The organism is Duganella aceris (assembly GCF_011090165.1).
Taxonomy (GTDB): Bacteria; Pseudomonadota; Gammaproteobacteria; order Burkholderiales; family Burkholderiaceae_D; genus Rugamonas; species Rugamonas aceris.
In genome coordinates, this window is sequence record NZ_JAADJT010000011.1 from 62,540 (window position 1) to 78,319 (window position 15,780).

Consider the following 15,780-nt stretch of genomic DNA (forward strand, 5'->3'; position numbering starts at 1 on the left):
GGTGTCAACGGGACGCGCAATCTAATCATCTTTATGACCGAACGTTACGCCTCGGCGGTGGCGGCGCGTGTCGCCATGCGGCGGCGTTTGTCGGCATCGCCGGCCACGCCCAGATCGGCCGGGAAGTCGTCGACGTGCACCGACAGATCGGTGAAGCGGGCGAAGTCCGACATCGCGCGCCGTTCTTCCGGCGTCAGCAAGCCTTGCGAGGCCGCTTGCGTGATCCAGCCTTCCATCTCCGGCAGGCTTTGCGGGATGCTTTCCAGCTTGCCGGATTTGATCGCGGGCTTGAGGCGATGCTCGATCGACTCGACCAGCGGCAGCAGTGCGAAGGCCAGTTCGCCGCAGGCCACCGGATCGCGCAGGTCGTCGGCCAGGAAGCCGTCGGCGAGCAGACGTTCGCGGCTCGTGCCCGGCGTCTGCATGGCGACGGCGACTGCCGCGCCCAGGTCGTCGGATGGCGCCGCGTAGGGCAGGCCGAACGGGAAGGCCAGCAGTCGCGCCAGCACGGCGGCCGGACGGTTGGGAAAGTTCTGCAGCACGCCGTCCAGTGCCAGCGCCGCCTTGTTCAAGGCGTCACGCACGGACCAGTGGACGTAGGCGAGATCGCTTTCCTGACGGCCGTCGTCTTCATAACGCTTCAGCGTCGCGCTGACCAGGTACATCAGCGACAGCGCGTCGCCCAGCCGGGCCGAGATGCGCTCGCGCCGCTTCAATTCGCCGCCGAGGATGAACATCGACATGTCGGTCATCAGCGCGAACACGGTCGACAGGCGGCCGACGGCCCGGTAGTAGGCCGCCGTGTCGCCGGATGCTTTCTTCGGCACCGGCGCGGTGATGCCGCCGGTGATGCCGTACCACAGCGCGCGCGCCGCATTGGCGCAGACGAAGCCGACGTGGCCGAAGAAGGCGGCGTCGAAATCGCGCTCGCCCTTTCGCTGGTCCGCTTCGGCGGTGGCGCGCATTTCGCGCAGCACGTAGGGATGCGAGCGGATCGCGCCCTGGCCGAAGATGATCAGGCAGCGTGTCAGGATGTTGGCGCCTTCGACCGTGATCGCGATCGGGATCTGCTGGTAGGCGCGGGCCAGGAAATTACTCGGTCCCATGCAGATGCCTTTGCCGCCGAGGATATCCATGCCGTCGTTGACGACGGCGCGGCCGCGCTCCGTGACGTGGTATTTGGCGATGGCCGAGATCACGGCGGGCTTCTCGCCCAGATCGACCGCCAGCGCGGACAGCTTGCGTGTCGCGTCCATCATGTACAGGTTGGCGCCCATGCGGGCCAGCGCTTCCTGGACGCCTTCGAACTTGCCGATGGCGGTCTTGAATTGGCGGCGGATCGCGCAATAGGCGCTGGTGCCGCGCACCGCCAGCTTGGCGGTGCCGACGCTGGCCGACGGCAGCGAGATCGCGCGTCCCGCAGCCAGGCATTCCATCAGCATGCGCCAGCCCTTGCCGATCTGTTGCGGGCCGCCGATGATCCATTCCATCGGGATGAAGACGTTGTCGCCGCTGGTCGGGCCGTTCTGGAACACGGCGTTCAGCGGCCAATGACGGCGGCCGATCACCACGCCGGGATGCGTGGTCGGGATCAGCGCGCAGGTAATGCCCTGCGTGGCGTCGGGCGGCAGCAGCTTGTCCGGATCGACCACGCGGAAGGCCAGCCCCAGCAAGGTGGCGATCGGGCCGAGCGTGATGTAGCGCTTGTCCCAGTTGATGCGCAAGCCCAGCGTCTCGCGGCCTTCGAACTGGCCCATGCAGACCACGCCGGTGTCCGGAATCGCGGCCGCGTCGGAGCCGGCGTAGGGGCTGGTCAGCGCGAAGCAGGGGATTTCCGTGCCGGCGGCCAGGCGCGGCAGGTAGTAATCCTTTTGCTGGTCGGTGCCGTAGTGCAGCAGCAGTTCGGCCGGGCCGAGGGAGTTCGGCACCATCACCTGCACCGCCAGCGCCGAGCAGCGCGTCGACAGCTGCATCACCACTTGCGAGTGCATATACGCCGAGAACGCTTTGCCGCCGTACATCTTGGGGATGATCATGCCGAGGAAACCCTTGTCGCGCGCGTACTGCCAGGCGGGGGCGGGCAGGCCTTGCCAGACCTGGGTCGCTTCCCAGTCGTCGACCAGTTCGCACAGTGTCTTGACTTCGTTGTCGAGGAAGGCTTGCTCTTCGATGCTCAGTCTTGGGCGCGGCAGGTCGAGGAATTTGTTCCAGTCGGGGCGGCCGCTGAACAGGTCGGCGTCCCACCAGGTGGTGCCGGCTTCGAGCGCGTCGCGTTCGGTATCGGACATGGCGGGCAGGATGCGCTTGAACAGCGCGAAGATGCGCGGTGTGACCAGGCTGCGGCGCAGCGCGGGGATGGCCAGCACGGCGATGATGGCCGCTAGTACGGCGATGAATATCCACAGGATCATGTCGACCTCCTTTTTTATTCCCCTGAAGATACCTTGGGGTCAGGAGTTTTTCCGTGCGGTTACGCTCATAACAGGGCTGAAATCAGTCGCCGCCACCTCCGCAGCCGCCGCCGCAACCACCGCCGCCGCAACTGCTGTCGCCACCGCTGCCGCCGTCGCCACCGTGGCCGCCATCGCCGCCGCCGTCGCTTGAACCAGAGTCGCCGCCGCCGGCTGCATCGGCGCCGCAGTACACCGCGCCGCCGCCGCTGTCTCCCTGACGCTTGACGCCCTTGCAATCGGGCACGTAGACGAAACCGTTCGGGATGTCGAACTTGCTATCCAGCGCGAACAGCAGCGGCAGCCGCGTTGGCTTGTACGGATTGATATTCTCCTCGCGGCAGGCGAAGTGCCAGGCGCGGCGGATCCCGGCGTCGCCTTGCTTGCCCTGGCTCAAGATGACGGCCGGCGTGTGATGCAGGAAGCCGCCGAACGCATGGCGGCAGAAATGATCGTAGTCCCGGGTGTAGAGGATGAATTCATGCCACAGCTCGTCGACCACCTGCGACGGCATGGAGACGAATTGCTTGCCGCTCTTGAGATGGGCGAGGAAGAACTGGCGCAGACCCTGGGCCACCAACTGACAATCCTTGACGCCGAGCGCGGGATAATGATGCATCAGCTTGTCGAACAAGCCGGCGGGCAGTTTGAAATTGCGGATGTGCGCTTCGCGGCGGGCCTTGCGTTGCCGCCGCCACAGGACCAATGACAGTCCGGCGAACGCGACGCAGGTGAGGGTGATGGCGATATTCATCGCCCGATGATTGCATAAAAAAGAATGCCGGGCAAACTATCCGCCCGGCATTCGTTCACAGCGTTACAAGGACTTGAGGAAGATCATCAAGTTGTCGCGATCGGTCTTGGACAACTTCTCGAAGCGCTGCCGCGCTGCCGCGCCTTCGCCATCGTGCCACATGACGGCTTCGGTCAGGTTGCGTGCGCGGCCATCGTGCAGGTAGCCGACCTTGGCGTTCGCGCCCAGCACCTTCTCGGTGTAGCCGATGCCCCACAGCGGCGCGGTACGCCACATATTGCCCTTGGCTTGACCCTCGACCAGCTTGTCGGCCAGACCGTCGCCCATATTGTGCAGCAGCAGATCGCTGTACGGACGGATGGTCTGGTTGCGCAATTCGGCCATCAGGTGACCGTTGCCGGTCTTCATTTCAGCCGTGTGGCAAGCGACGCAGCGCAGCGCCTGGAACACGGTGGAGCCGGCTTTCACCTTGGCTTCGTCGACGTCCAGGTCGGCGATCGGTGCGACGCCTTTCGGGAAACCGCTCGACAGGCTGCGTTGCGCAGGCACCGCCACCAGTTGCAGGTAGCGCGAGATCGATTGCAGATCCGCTTCGGTGATGCCTTTCTGCGCGGCGGCGCCGGCGCAACCGGCCGGGTCGGTGTTGCAGCTGCGGTTAGGATAGACCGGCGAAGTGACGGCCATGTCCTGCAACAGCGCGGAGGCGGCCTGGTGGCGCAAGGTCGCTTTCGATGCCTTCCAGCCGAAACGGCCCAGACGCACGGCGCCGGTTTCCGGTTCGAACACGAAGTTGGCGACACCCTTGACGCCGTCGACGTCGGCGGCGCCGTTGGCGCGGGCCAGGATGTCCGCTTCGGGCACGGCTTCCAGCAGGCCGGTACCGAACATCGGTTGCGCGGCGCGCAGCGAGACCACGTCAGGCGTCGCGCCTTCGAAGACCAGCGTCGGCTTGCGCAGTTCGACCGCGGTGCCGTCGGCCAGTTTCGCGGTGCGGCTCTCGAAGCTCGCGACGCGCACACCGGTGCCCCAGCTTTGTGGCGTTCCGGTCGCCGACACCGCATTCATCGGCACGGCGCTGCCGTACTGTGGATGCGGCTTTTGCTGACCGTCCGCGCCGGTGACGGCGACGTGCACCGACATCGAGTCCAGACGCTGGTTCGCCGCCAGCGGCGCAGGGCTGCGGCCGTTGTTGACGTGGCAGCCGATACAGGCCGACTGGTTGAAGCGCTGACCTTGCAGGCCTACCGCCGCCTGGTAACGATCGTTGCCCGGTTCGTTGTGATCGCCGGTGGTGAAGTTTGTGTGCACCAGGCGGCGGCCTTCGACAAAGCGCTGCATGTTCTGCATGCCGATGTTGGTGAACGGCTGCTGGAAGATGAACAGCGAATCATCCGCGTAGTTGTACGACACCGAACCCAGGCCGCCGGACAGCGTGCTGTCAGGCAATGGGATCGAATTCAGGCGCGGCTGAATGCCGTACCATGGGCGGATGCCGCCGCCGACCACGTACATGTACTCGGTCGAATAGTAGCGGTTCCCGCCATTGTCGCCCTTGGCGGCCATCACGCCATCCGGCGCGAACATCGATGGCGAGACTTCGATCGCATCGCCGACCAACAGCGCGCGCGCGGCGATGCCCTTGCCGGTTGGATTGCCGTCGGCGTCGAGCTCACCGTGGTTCGGGTAATCCTTGATCAGGATCGTGCACGAACTGTTGATGCCGTCGGCGGTGTTGAGCTTGGCGACGGTCGGGATCGGCGTCGCCTTGCAGGTCTGGGTGTTGTTGCCCGAGGCCAGCTCGCCGTTGTTCATCCAGCCGTAGCCGGTCGCGCCCGGACGGTCGAAGGCACGGAAGAAGGCGATGCCGCCGGCCAGGTTGGCCTGGCCGAAGTATTCATTGACGATCAGCTTGGGCTTGGTGACGCCCGCGACGCGGCTGTTGTCGATGATCTCGATGCCCCAGGTGCGGTTCTTGAAGTACTGCGGCACGAACGAGAAGTAATTGCCCGGACCCTTGTCGACCGGCAGGCCGGTGACCTTGTCGATGGTCTCGTTGTTGACGCCGACTTCCCAATCCTCGCCGCGCTCGCGGCCGTGGCGGCCCACGCCACGCGCGCCGAAGCGGGTGACCAGCGTGCCGTCTGCCAGCGTGAACTGCAGGGTTTCCAGCGGTTGCGCGGCGGCGGGCAGGGGAGCCCAGCCGGCGCTGTTGGCCGGGAACTTGATCGGCGTGGTCGCGCTGCTGCCCAGGGTGTTATCGTTGCCCGGGGTCTTGAATTCGACCTCGAACAGCGAGTAACCGTAGTTGGTCGCGCGCGAAACGCCTTGCAGGCGCACGAAGCGGGCGTTGATGTTGAGATTGAAGAATTCCTCGACGCCGCCCTTGGCGCCGCTGACGTAGCGGGCTTGCACCCACTTTTCGCCATCGTCCGAGACCTGCAGCGCGTATTCCTTGCCGTAGGCGTTTTCCCATTGCAGCTTCATGTAGCCGATCGGCGTCTTGGCGCCGAAGTCGAACTGGATCCAGGCGCCATCGTCCGGCGCGCTGCCCCAGCGGGTGTTACCCTTGCCGTCGATGGCATTGGCGGCAGTCATGTCCCCTTCGACGGCCGACGAAGTCGCCTTGATCGGCTTGACCGCCACGCCCGGCTTGGTCGGATCGATTTCGATCGGAGGCATGGTCGGGTCGGTCGGATTGGTCGGATCGGACGGCTGTTCGGCCGGGGTGCCGGAGAAGGCCTTGATCTCGAAGATCGAATAGCCATAGCCGGTCGAGCGCTTGATGCCCCGCATGCGCAGATAACGGCCCTGGCCGTTCAGGCCGGTCCAGTCTTCGGTGCCGCCGGCGCTGTTGTCCACGGTCTTGATCGTGGTCCACTGCGTACCGTTTTCGGACACTTCCAGCACATACTGGGTGGCATGGGCGTTTTCCCACTGAATGCGGACGCGAGTGATCAGCTGGGAGCTGCCGTAGTCCAGGGTCAGCGACTCGTTGTCGGTGAAGCCGCTGCCCCATCGGGTCTGGTCGTTCTGGTCGATGGCGGCGGCGGCCGACAGGTCGCCCCGTTCGGCCGAGGTGGCGTCGGCCTTGACCGGAGTCAGCGCGACTTCGGGCGCCGCCATGCGCGCCGCGCCCATCGCCACCTTGGCGCTGACCGCCGGCGCACCGGCGTCGCCGGTGCCGCCGCCGCAGGCTGCCAGCAGCAGCGACAAGCTGAGCGGCAGACCCAATTTCAATCCATGCCGATATGGCATTTTTTTCATATATTTCCCCTTTTTTGTTACTGGGACAACATTAAAAAACGACCCCTCTGGTGGAGCGGCCAACACACTTCCCAGCCCTATCTTCCCGACAACAGGTGATGTAAACCTGATATTTATCCGGCCCAATCACCAAAAAAGCCGCTTCTGATGGCGGCTCTTACAAGTGGTGCATGTCAAGGAAACGTTTCCATGTGGCACGGCGGAATTGTCCTACGATCAATTATTTTCCGGCGCACAATAGGATTATTGCATCTTCATAATACTTGCCGTTTGGCAATTACAGTTAAGATATATTGTGAATTGGCGCATGTCAAGCGGGCAAGTCATATCCTTATGCATATAAATAGCAGCACGATCGTTGCTTTTTATATGCATATGCCAACAGGTGATGACGAATGACTATCGGCCGGAAATGGCTGAAAAGAAGGCTAAGCGTGGATTTATGCGGCTTTAGAGGGCGGATGTGCTGCGCGCGGCTGAATTCTCCTTGCCGCTATTTTCCAGCGGCGGCTTCCTTGATCAGCGCCGCGACCTCGGCCGGGCGGGATACGTAGATCGCGTGGCTGCCGGCGACCTCCACTGTCTTGGCCTTGGCGCGCTCGGCATACATGCGTTCCAGGTCCGGATTGATCACCCGGTCGTCCTTGGCCACCATGTACCACACCGGCTTATTGCGCCAGGCCGGATTGCTGACGGTCGTATTATTCACCCGCAGGTCGGGCGGGATTTGGGAGCGCGCCATGAACTCCGCGTCCTCCTTGGGCACATCGGCGGCGAAATCCTCGTGGAAATGCGCGGGATCGACGAACACATAACCATCGCCGGTCGGCACGGTGCGCACCTTGCCGGGCAGCTTGTTGCGGTTGCCGACGATGGTTTCGCCCGCGTCCAGCGCGTGCGCGGCGATGTAGACCAGGCCGGCGACCTTGGGATCGTTGCCCGCCTGCGTGATGATCGTGCCGCCGTAGCTGTGCCCGACCAGGATGCTCGGTCCGGACAGCCGATCCAGTACGCGCTTGGTGGCGGCCACGTCCTCGTCGAGCGAGGTCAGCGGCGGCTGCACCATGCTGACCTGGTAGCCGTCCTTGATCAGAATGTTATAGACCGCGCGCCAGCCGGAGGCGTCGGCGAACTGGCCGTGCACCAGCACGACGTTCTTCACCGGCTCCGCGATCGCGCAGGCGGGCACGCCGACGGCCAGTGTCGCCGCGACGAGAAATTTGAGAGTGGTACGCATGGCGGCTCCTTAACGATGGACATGAGGCCGGCGCAGGCACTGGTCGCGCTTGAACGCCGACGTGACAAATATCTCCTTCAGCAGGAAACTGAAGCTGCCGATGAAGCACAGCACCGCGATCACGAACATGCCGGCGACGTATTGGTCCAGGTTCGTGTCCAGGGCGTTGCTGATGAAGAGCAGGGCGATGATCGAGCAGACGAACAGCCCGCATGCGGTCGCCAGACTGATCGCGGTACTGATGTGATGGTAGCGCCGGTCCAGCACCGCCAGCTCTCTCAGGTAATTCTCCTTGCACTCCACTTCAATCCGTTCTTCCAATACGCGGGTACGGTCGACGATGCGCGACATGCGGTTGATCAGCACGATCAACTTGGTGCAAACGCTGGATAACAGGAACACCGGCGCGATCGCGAGCTGGATGATATGGCCGACGTCGCCGAGCTGGATGCTCATTCGCTGCCTTCGACCAGCAGCAGACGGTATTTCGCACCTTTCCACCGGTGTTGGCGAGCTTGCCGGTAGGCCGGACTGTCATACCAGGCGCGGGCTGCGGCCATGTCGGGGAAACGCAGGATCGCCACGCCCTCGACCGGCACGCCTTCCAGCACATCCAGCTTGCCGTAGAAGGCGACGCGGGTAATATCGTGGCCGGCGCGCGCCGCCGGCGCGGCCTGGGCATATAAGTCCATCTCGGCGGCATCGATGGTGGCTTCGCGGATGAAGACGACATAGGCGGACATTGCGATCTCCCTGAAGCGGATTGGAACTTAAATCCAGTTTATGCCAAGGGCGGAAGAGGCTTGGTAAATTAGGGTTAAGATGGGTAAAGCGGGCCGATCCCCAGCGCGCTATGCTGTCGCAATGGGAAGCAAGAATCGGAGTGTCGCTCGCATCGACGGTTCGTATCATGAAAGCCTCTACTCACGAAAGGAACTCATGAATACGCCTCACGTCGCCATCGAACCTCACATCCTGTATCTTGGAACGCCCGTTGTTCTGGTCAGCACCGTCAACGAAGATGGAACGCATAATCTGGCTCCGATCTCATCGGTTTTCTGGCTGGGCTGGCGCGGTGTGCTTGGCATCGCGACCGGGTCGCAGACCACGCGCAATCTGTTGCGCACCGGTGAGTGCGTCGGTGTCTGAATTCAGGCAGGCCTTGGGCTACGTCTATGAGCCCGATAAATTCGGCCGGGCGGGCATGACGCAGGTGGCGTCCGAAACCATCGGCGCCGCGCGCGCGCTCGAATGTCCGATCCAGCTCGAAGCGGTGATAGCAGCATCCCACGGCATCGGCGAGGACAGCGACAAACTGCGCGGCTTCATCAGCTTAATCGAAGTGCGGATCCAACGCGTGCACGTCCACCCCGATCTGCTGATGGAGGGGCACGCCAACCGGATCGATCCGGACAAGTGGTCGCCGTTGATCATGAGCTTTCAGAAGTTCTATGGGCTTAGCGGACAGGTGCATACGTCACGGCTCGCTGAGATACCGGAAAAGGCGTATGAGGCGTTAGCGCAGGTGTGATCATGCTATTCTTGTCCGCAAGACGATTTTTCTGAATGCCAATGCAAATAACCACCCCGATTCTGCCTTTGACCGCCGGCGCATTTTCGTCCGCTCTTCGGACCGGGCATGGGCGTGCCATGCAACAGGTCGAGCGGTATGGGGCAGGGGGGCTGGAAGAAAAGATCATCGAAGCATGCGTTTTTTGTCTGTCTTATGATCCGCAGTGTGAGGCCGATCGGGCACCGTGGCTGTGTTCGATTCTTCGTCACGCAAATCTGAACGGTAAGGCAGTGGAGGCGATCGCGGCGATGGTGAGAGAACCGCCGCCGGAGGACCGTCGCGATATGGACCAGCGCTGCGCGATCTTGAAAGACCTCGCCTCCAATGGCTCGGATGAAGCGCGACGCCTGTTGTATTCGTCGCTTGTCCGCTTGTCGCACACGTCGGATGTAATCGCCGCCGACCACATCGTCGCTCTCGACGGCGAAAATGGGTTGATTTATGTCGCCCGACAACTTGGGCGATGGTTGCGGGACGATCCTGATTTTTGTGTTGATGACTACCTCATTGCGCAATTTGAGGAATCAGCAGGTGATGGGCGAGGGCTTGAGGCATTGGAGCGCGCAGCAGAAGTTCACTCCGACGTCGCGACTTATCTTGTCGGCGTACGTAAGAATCGCGAGCACCTGGCAGGGGCCTCAAATCGTTTCGACGCCTCAGCCTACACTGGCGCCCAGATCGTGGCGCACGTACAAGAGAATCCGAAGGACCAATGCCACTGGTTCAGACGGTGGGGCGCGCAAGCCGATATTGATCAGCGCGAGATCGTTTTTGCGGACCTGTTGGTGTCGAACGAGCCTGAGCATGTCAAGCGGCTGTTCAGATGTTTCGCAAAAACCGGCGTGCCGCGGTTCGACAATCGATTGCTCCAATGGCTTACCCATTCCGACGAACAAGTCCGGTGGAGCGCAGTGAAGGCTCTGGCGCCTGTTAAACATAGCGAACTACGACAAGCAGCGAAGTCTTTAATCGTTGATGGTGACATCGCAAGCGGCGTGGCGCTGCTGGTGAACAATTTTGAGGCGGGTGATTTCTCAACGTGTGCCGATCACTTGACCCAACTCGAGGATGCTGACGAGGCACATCATCTCGTCGGAGAGGTCTTGAACTTGTGTGAAGCGCATCCTGGTGACGAAGCGCTTGATTGCCTTCTATACGTATATGAATATTCGCCATGTTCGACCTGCCGTAGGCAGGCCGTGAAAGCGATGGTCGCAACCAACACTGCACCGGCGTGGTTGATAACTGAATCCGCAGTTGACGCAGACCCCGGGACACGTGGACTAGTCGGGTACCCCGATACTCCAAGAGCCTAAATGGAACAAGAAACAATGACCGTAGATTTTCATGTCGAAGTGGAAAAAGTTCGCACGTGGCTCATCACGAACCGTTGGGTCGACCAGTACGACTACTGGTGGAAGGTAGGGGGCGTCGTTAGCGCTCTGCAAGATTTTCTGGCGCGTGTACAGCCGCAGGATTGGTCCGAAGAAGACGTGACGGACTTGCTCTATGTGCTGGAGCAATTCAGCACGGACTATATCGCGGAACTGCTTACTCAGAACGAACCCATGGCGTTGATGATAGCCAAACACTCCCTCGCGAGAGGGGGCGTTGCTAGCGACGAAATCGCCGATCAACTAAGGCATTGCACCCAGCATCGCGATGAGGCTGAGGCATTGCTTATAGAATTTATGCAGGACAAACACGAGCGTACGCGGCGGCTCGCGTTGCTTTCATTGGCCGAGATGAAATCGGTTGCAGTTCCTGCACTTGCTGTCGCCGCTTGGGATACTGGCGAAGAGTATCCTCGCATGGGCGCGCTATCCGCACTGAAGATAATTGAATCGAAACTATTCCCGATATACCTTTCACTTGCTCATGAGGATGGACGAGAGCGTCTGGTTGCGTTAGCTCGTAAATATACCGATGAGCCGGGCCAAGAGACCCGATCTTCAATTTAGAAGGGCTCTTCGGTATCGAATTTGCAGCTAGTTGAACTTTGCAGGGCGCGCGGCCTTCAAACCAGTCGTGATCGCTGCCGTCTATCTGGATCAGTTCGCCGATCAATCCCGGCGGCTACGTGGCTGGTAGATCGATGGGGACCGCAGCCGACGCGGTAGGCATAGGCCGGCATCGAGCATAAGCTTGCGGACCGTTTCCTTTGCCAGGACGGAGCCATGCAGCTCTCGGAGCTTCTCACAGGCGAGCGTTGGGCCGAAGTCCTGATAGCGCTCGCGGATGATCGCCAGCGCGCTGGCGGCCAAGCCGGGCGCCAGTTGGAAATTTCTTGGCTTGCCGCGTTTGAGAGAGACCAGGCCGCTAGCGCCGGGATCGATGTAACGTTGGATGAGGCGGACATTTCAACGTTGCTAGAACCGGATACTACAACATTGCTCCTACACCAGGTCTTCGCATAATTTATATTATGTAAAATACGATCCGCCATCAATGCCCTATGTAGGACAATCGTAGCGCTCCAGCAGCGCTCCAGATGCCCTTCACGCCCAAATTTAACGCAATTTAACCTCGCGCGATCTTCCCGCGGACTACATTGAATGAGCAATGCACGCGGCCGCGTGCACGTGATTCCAATGGAGGAAATTGTGATGACGAATCCAGATACGTCGCCGAGCGCCAGCCCCGCAGCCGCCGCGATCTCACGCAACCCTGCTAACGGCGCTTTGATCGCCACCTATCCATTCCAGACGCCGGCTGAGGTTGAATCCCTGCTTGAAGCGAGCGCCGCCGCCTTTCGGCTGTGGCGCGCCACCGCGATTGAGGAACGGGTTGCGGCTTACCGTCGCCTTGCCGGCAATTTGCGCGAACGATCGAGCGCCCTCGCCGCTCTGATTACCTCGGAAATGGGCAAGACCATCGGCGAAGCCCGCGCGGAGGTCGAGAAATGCGCCGCCACCATCGATTGGATTGCGCAAAACGGCCCTCCGCTCATCGCGGACGAACCGGTTGCGGCCGACAACGATGACCAGATCTATGTCTCGTATCTGCCGATCGGCACCGTGCTCGCCGTCATGCCGTGGAACTTCCCGCTGTGGCAGGTGGTCCGGGCCGCTGGACCCATCATGTTCTCCGGGAACGGATTTGTGCTCAAACATGCACCCAACGTCATGGGCTCGGCGCTGGCGTTGCAGCAGGTTTATGAGGCGTCTGGATTTCCCAAGGGGCTGTTCGCCAATCTGAATTCCGACAACGAGACAGTCGCCCGCGCGATCGAAGATAGCCGCATCGCCGCCGTGACGCTGACCGGCAGCATGCGGGCCGGATCCGCCGTCGCGGCGACCGCCGGCAAGGCGCTGAAGAAAAGCTTGCTGGAACTGGGCGGCTCCGATGCTTTCGTCGTGCTGGCCGATGCCGATCTCGATCTGGCGGTGAAGGCCGGCATCCAGGCCCGCTTTCACAATGCCGGCCAGGTGTGCCTGGCGGCCAAGCGCTTTATTCTGGAAGCGCCGATCGCCGAGGAATTTACCCGCAAATTCGTGGCCGCCGCTAGTGAGCTGAAGGTCGGCGATCCGCTTGACCCATCCACCGACCTCGGGCCGATGGCGCGCTTCGATCTGCGCGACGAGCTGCATCGACAGGTCGAACGCAGCGTCGCGGCGGGCTCCGCCTTGCTTCTCGGCGGCCGTAAAATCGATGGCCCTGGCAATTTCTACCCGCCCACGGTGCTGGGCAACGTCAAGCAAGGCGTGGCGGCATACGATGAGGAAACCTTTGGTCCGGTCGCGGCGATTGTCACGGCCAACGATGCGGAACAGGCGTTGTTACTGGCGAATTCGAGCGATTACGGTTTGGGCGGCAATCTCTGGACCCGCGATATCCCTCGCGCCCTGGCGCTTGCGCGGCGCATCGAGACAGGTGGCGTGTTCATCAACGGCTTCTCCGCGTCCAACGCGCGCATTCCGGTTGGTGGGGTGAAGAAAAGCGGCTACGGACGGGAACTGTCGCACTTCGGTTTGCGGGAATTTACCAATGCCCAGGCGGTGTGGGCCCGGAACCCGTCCGGCTGAGCATTTCGCTGCCGTCAATAGAGCATTGCGCCCTCGGCTATATCGCCGGCAAAGGATTGCTCATAAAATTTGTGGTCTCAATCCATCAGGAGCCATCATGACATCGACTATTGAAACCCGTCCGCCTTTGCCGCCGTTCACGCGCGAGTCTGCGATCGAGAAGGTTCGCTTGGCCGAGGATGGCTGGAATTCTCGCAACCCTGAAAAAGTCAGCCTGGCGTACACGCCCGACAGTCGCTGGCGCAACCGCGCCGAGTTTGCGACCGGCCGTCCGGAAATCGTGCAGTTCCTGACCCGTAAGTGGGCCAAGGAACTGGACTATCGCTTGATCAAGGAGCTGTGGGCGGTCGATGACAACCGCATCGCGGTCCGCTACGCCTATGAATGGCATGACGATTCGGGCAATTGGTTCCGTTCCTATGGCAACGAGAACTGGGAGTTCAACGACCAGGGCCTGATGCAGCGTCGCTTCGCCGGCATCAACGATCTGCCGATCAAGGAGGCCGACCGCAAATTCCATTGGCCGCTGGGCCGTCGTCCCGACGATCACCCCGGTCTGACCGACCTGGGGATGTGAGCACGAAGATATTTTTATATTATTGAAACCTTTTCGGTGTTGTCGGGAATATACGGTGAGCGGGTTCAGGCCCGCTTCCTATAACCTTATATAACGGATGACCGAAATGAAAAAAATCTTCTTCAAGGCTCTTGCTATCGCCGGCATCGCCGCCGCCGCCAATGCTCATGCCGTCACCGATCCCGCCGACGACTTCCTGGCGGTCTACACCGGTAGCCACACCGCCGCGTTCGACGTGCTGTCCGCCGATGTCGCTTACAACGCCGGCACCAACGAGTTTATTTTCCGCACCACCGCCGCCGGCGATATCGCCGGCATGGCGGGGGCCGCCTATGTGTTCGGCCTGGATGCGGGCGGTTCGACCAATGCGCCCTTCGCCGGCGTCGGCCTGCCGGGCGTGACCTTCAATACCACCGTGACCTTGCGTTCCGATGGCACCGGCGGCATCGGCGGCGGCGGCGCGGTCAGCACCCATATCGTCGGCAACGAGATCTTCTCGACCATTTCCGCTTCGCTGCTGCCGTCCAAGGGCTTTGCGTTCAAGGATTACACCTGGACCGTGTGGTCGATCGACAGCCGCGTCGCCGGCACCGGCCGCCTGGCCGACTTCGCGCCCGACGTCAACATCACCGTCACCGCCGTGCCGGAACCGGAAACCTACGCCATGTTGGCCGCCGGTCTCGGCATGTTGGGCGTTGTCGCACGCCGCCGCTCGCGCAAACAGGCCTAGTACAGCACTACGGAGCGGATCGACTCGCCGCTCTTCATCAGGTCGAAGCCTTCGTTGATGCGTTCCAGTGGCAGGCGGTGGGTGATCAGGTCGTCGATGTTCAGCTTGCCCTCCATGTACCAGTCGACGATCTTCGGCACGTCGGTGCGGCCGCGTGCTCCGCCAAATGCCGAGCCGCGCCATTCGCGCCCGGTCACCAGTTGGAACGGTCGGGTGGAGATTTCTTGCCCGGCCGCCGCCACGCCGATGATGAAGGACTTGCCCCAGCCTTTGTGCGTGCACTCCAGCGCCTGGCGCATTAGCGTGGTGTTGCCGACGCATTCGAACGAGTAATCGGCGCCGCCGTCGGTCAGCTGTACGATGCTGTCGACCACATTTTCCACGTCGTTCGGATTGATGAAGTGGGTCATGCCGAATTTGCGCGCGATCTCCTGGCGCGCGGGGTTGATGTCGACGCCGATGATCTTGTCGGCGCCGACCATCTTCGCCGCCTGGATCACGTTCAGGCCGATGCCGCCCAGGCCGAACACCACCACATTGGCGCCCGCCTCCACCTTGGCCGAAAACAGCACCGCGCCGACGCCGGTCGTGACGCCGCAACCGATGTAGCAAACTTTGTCGAACGGCGCGTCTTCGCGGATCTTGGCCAGTGCGATCTCCGGCACAACGATATAGTTCGAAAAAGTCGACGTCCCCATATAGTGGAACAGCGGCTTGCCGTCCAGCGAGAAGCGGCTGGTGGCGTCCGGCATCAGGCCGCGTCCTTGGGTTGAGCGGATCGCCTGACACAGGTTGGTCTTGCGCGATAGACAGAATTTGCACTGGCGGCATTCCGGCGTGTACAGCGGAATCACGTGGTCGTCCTTCTTCAGGCTGGTGACGCCCAGGCCGACGTCGACCACCACGCCCGCGCCTTCATGGCCGAGGATGGCCGGGAACAAGCCCTCCGGATCGGCGCCGGACAAGGTGTAGTAATCGGTGTGGCAGATGCCGGTGGCTTTCAGCTCGACCAGCACCTCGCCCGCGCGCGGTCCGTGCAGGTCGACTTCTTCGATGGTCAGCGGCGCGCCGACGCGCCAGGCAATGGCTGCTTTGGTTTTCATGGATGGATTCCCGCAAATGGTGGTGGATGAAAGTGCCGCCATTGTGCCGACGCCGGCGCCGCCGTGA

Annotated in this window: 12 protein-coding genes and 2 pseudogenes; 6 read left to right on the forward strand and 8 right to left on the reverse strand. The window is 61.9% G+C overall.

Annotated features, from left to right (window positions below; translation table 11 throughout):
* Positions 1–44: 44 nt before the first annotated feature.
* From GW587_RS22670 to GW587_RS22695, 6 genes are all read right to left on the reverse strand, one after another.
* Positions 45–2,411 (reverse strand): acyl-CoA dehydrogenase, encoded by a 2,367-nt coding sequence (locus GW587_RS22670; protein WP_166106915.1) that lies wholly within the window; start codon positions 2,409–2,411, stop codon positions 45–47.
* 82 nt (positions 2,412–2,493) lie between these two features.
* The gene (locus tag GW587_RS22675; protein WP_166106916.1) at positions 2,494–3,204 is read right to left on the reverse strand and encodes a glycine-rich domain-containing protein; all 711 of its coding nucleotides are present in this window, start codon (positions 3,202–3,204) and stop codon (positions 2,494–2,496) included.
* 63 nt (positions 3,205–3,267) lie between these two features.
* The gene (locus tag GW587_RS22680; RefSeq protein WP_229259599.1) at positions 3,268–6,468 is read right to left on the reverse strand and encodes a di-heme oxidoredictase family protein; all 3,201 of its coding nucleotides are present in this window, start codon (positions 6,466–6,468) and stop codon (positions 3,268–3,270) included.
* A gap of 493 nt (positions 6,469–6,961) precedes the next feature.
* A complete protein-coding gene (locus tag GW587_RS22685) occupies positions 6,962–7,705 on the reverse strand; it encodes an alpha/beta fold hydrolase (protein ID WP_166106917.1) in 744 nt (247 codons plus the stop codon).
* Positions 7,706–7,714: 9 nt separating this feature from the next.
* Positions 7,715–8,161: a DUF2721 domain-containing protein gene (locus GW587_RS22690; RefSeq protein WP_166106918.1), complete on the reverse strand. Its 447-nt coding sequence runs from the start codon at positions 8,159–8,161 to the stop codon at positions 7,715–7,717.
* Positions 8,158–8,448 carry a DUF1330 domain-containing protein gene (locus tag GW587_RS22695; protein WP_166106919.1) on the reverse strand — a complete coding sequence of 97 codons (291 nt, stop codon included), beginning with the start codon at positions 8,446–8,448 and terminating at the stop codon, positions 8,158–8,160. The genes GW587_RS22690 and GW587_RS22695 overlap by 4 nt, the downstream gene beginning before the upstream one ends.
* A 196-nt stretch (positions 8,449–8,644) precedes the next feature.
* On the opposite strand from GW587_RS22695, the pseudogene GW587_RS22700 reads away from it, so the two are divergent.
* The 3 genes and pseudogenes from GW587_RS22700 (at position 8,645) to GW587_RS22710 (ending at position 11,239) form a co-directional block, all read left to right on the forward strand.
* Positions 8,645–9,236: pseudogene (locus tag GW587_RS22700) on the forward strand (flavin reductase family protein).
* Between the two features lie 41 nt (positions 9,237–9,277).
* The gene (locus tag GW587_RS22705) at positions 9,278–10,594 is read left to right on the forward strand and encodes a hypothetical protein (protein ID WP_166106920.1); all 1,317 of its coding nucleotides are present in this window, start codon (positions 9,278–9,280) and stop codon (positions 10,592–10,594) included.
* Positions 10,595–11,239, forward strand: coding sequence for a HEAT repeat domain-containing protein (locus GW587_RS22710; RefSeq protein WP_166106921.1), 645 nt, complete (start codon positions 10,595–10,597; stop codon positions 11,237–11,239).
* Positions 11,240–11,282: 43 nt separating this feature from the next.
* On the opposite strand, the pseudogene GW587_RS31475 reads toward GW587_RS22710, so the two are convergent.
* Positions 11,283–11,632, reverse strand: a pseudogene (locus GW587_RS31475) (ISNCY family transposase); the annotation flags it as partial.
* 201 nt (positions 11,633–11,833) lie between these two features.
* Here GW587_RS31475 and GW587_RS22715 point away from each other — a divergent pair.
* The 3 genes from GW587_RS22715 (at position 11,834) to GW587_RS31480 (ending at position 14,610) form a co-directional block, all read left to right on the forward strand.
* Positions 11,834–13,303, forward strand: coding sequence for an NAD-dependent succinate-semialdehyde dehydrogenase (locus GW587_RS22715; protein WP_308495398.1), 1,470 nt, complete (start codon positions 11,834–11,836; stop codon positions 13,301–13,303).
* A gap of 97 nt (positions 13,304–13,400) precedes the next feature.
* Positions 13,401–13,880: a nuclear transport factor 2 family protein gene (locus GW587_RS22720; RefSeq protein ID WP_166106922.1), complete on the forward strand. Its 480-nt coding sequence runs from the start codon at positions 13,401–13,403 to the stop codon at positions 13,878–13,880.
* A 106-nt stretch (positions 13,881–13,986) separates the two neighbouring features.
* Entirely contained in the window at positions 13,987–14,610 is a 624-nt protein-coding gene (locus GW587_RS31480; RefSeq protein WP_229259600.1) for a PEP-CTERM sorting domain-containing protein, read from the forward strand.
* Here GW587_RS31480 and GW587_RS22730 read toward each other — a convergent pair.
* The gene (locus tag GW587_RS22730; protein WP_166106923.1) at positions 14,607–15,713 is read right to left on the reverse strand and encodes an S-(hydroxymethyl)glutathione dehydrogenase/class III alcohol dehydrogenase; all 1,107 of its coding nucleotides are present in this window, start codon (positions 15,711–15,713) and stop codon (positions 14,607–14,609) included. The genes GW587_RS31480 and GW587_RS22730 overlap by 4 nt on opposite strands.
* Between the last annotated feature and the right edge of the window lie 67 nt (positions 15,714–15,780).

Coding starts and splice junctions, on each gene's coding strand:
- GW587_RS22670 (WP_166106915.1), bottom strand. CDS start 2,411: ATGATCCTGTGGATATTCATCGCCGTACTAGCGGCCATCATCGCCGTG.
- GW587_RS22675 (WP_166106916.1), bottom strand. CDS start 3,204: ATGAATATCGCCATCACCCTCACCTGCGTCGCGTTCGCCGGACTGTCA.
- GW587_RS22680 (WP_229259599.1), bottom strand. CDS start 6,468: ATGAAAAAAATGCCATATCGGCATGGATTGAAATTGGGTCTGCCGCTC.
- GW587_RS22685 (WP_166106917.1), bottom strand. CDS start 7,705: ATGCGTACCACTCTCAAATTTCTCGTCGCGGCGACACTGGCCGTCGGC.
- GW587_RS22690 (WP_166106918.1), bottom strand. CDS start 8,161: ATGAGCATCCAGCTCGGCGACGTCGGCCATATCATCCAGCTCGCGATC.
- GW587_RS22695 (WP_166106919.1), bottom strand. CDS start 8,448: ATGTCCGCCTATGTCGTCTTCATCCGCGAAGCCACCATCGATGCCGCC.
- GW587_RS22705 (WP_166106920.1), top strand. CDS start 9,278: ATGCAAATAACCACCCCGATTCTGCCTTTGACCGCCGGCGCATTTTCG.
- GW587_RS22710 (WP_166106921.1), top strand. CDS start 10,595: ATGGAACAAGAAACAATGACCGTAGATTTTCATGTCGAAGTGGAAAAA.
- GW587_RS22715 (WP_308495398.1), top strand. CDS start 11,834: ATGAGCAATGCACGCGGCCGCGTGCACGTGATTCCAATGGAGGAAATT.
- GW587_RS22720 (WP_166106922.1), top strand. CDS start 13,401: ATGACATCGACTATTGAAACCCGTCCGCCTTTGCCGCCGTTCACGCGC.
- GW587_RS31480 (WP_229259600.1), top strand. CDS start 13,987: ATGAAAAAAATCTTCTTCAAGGCTCTTGCTATCGCCGGCATCGCCGCC.
- GW587_RS22730 (WP_166106923.1), bottom strand. CDS start 15,713: ATGAAAACCAAAGCAGCCATTGCCTGGCGCGTCGGCGCGCCGCTGACC.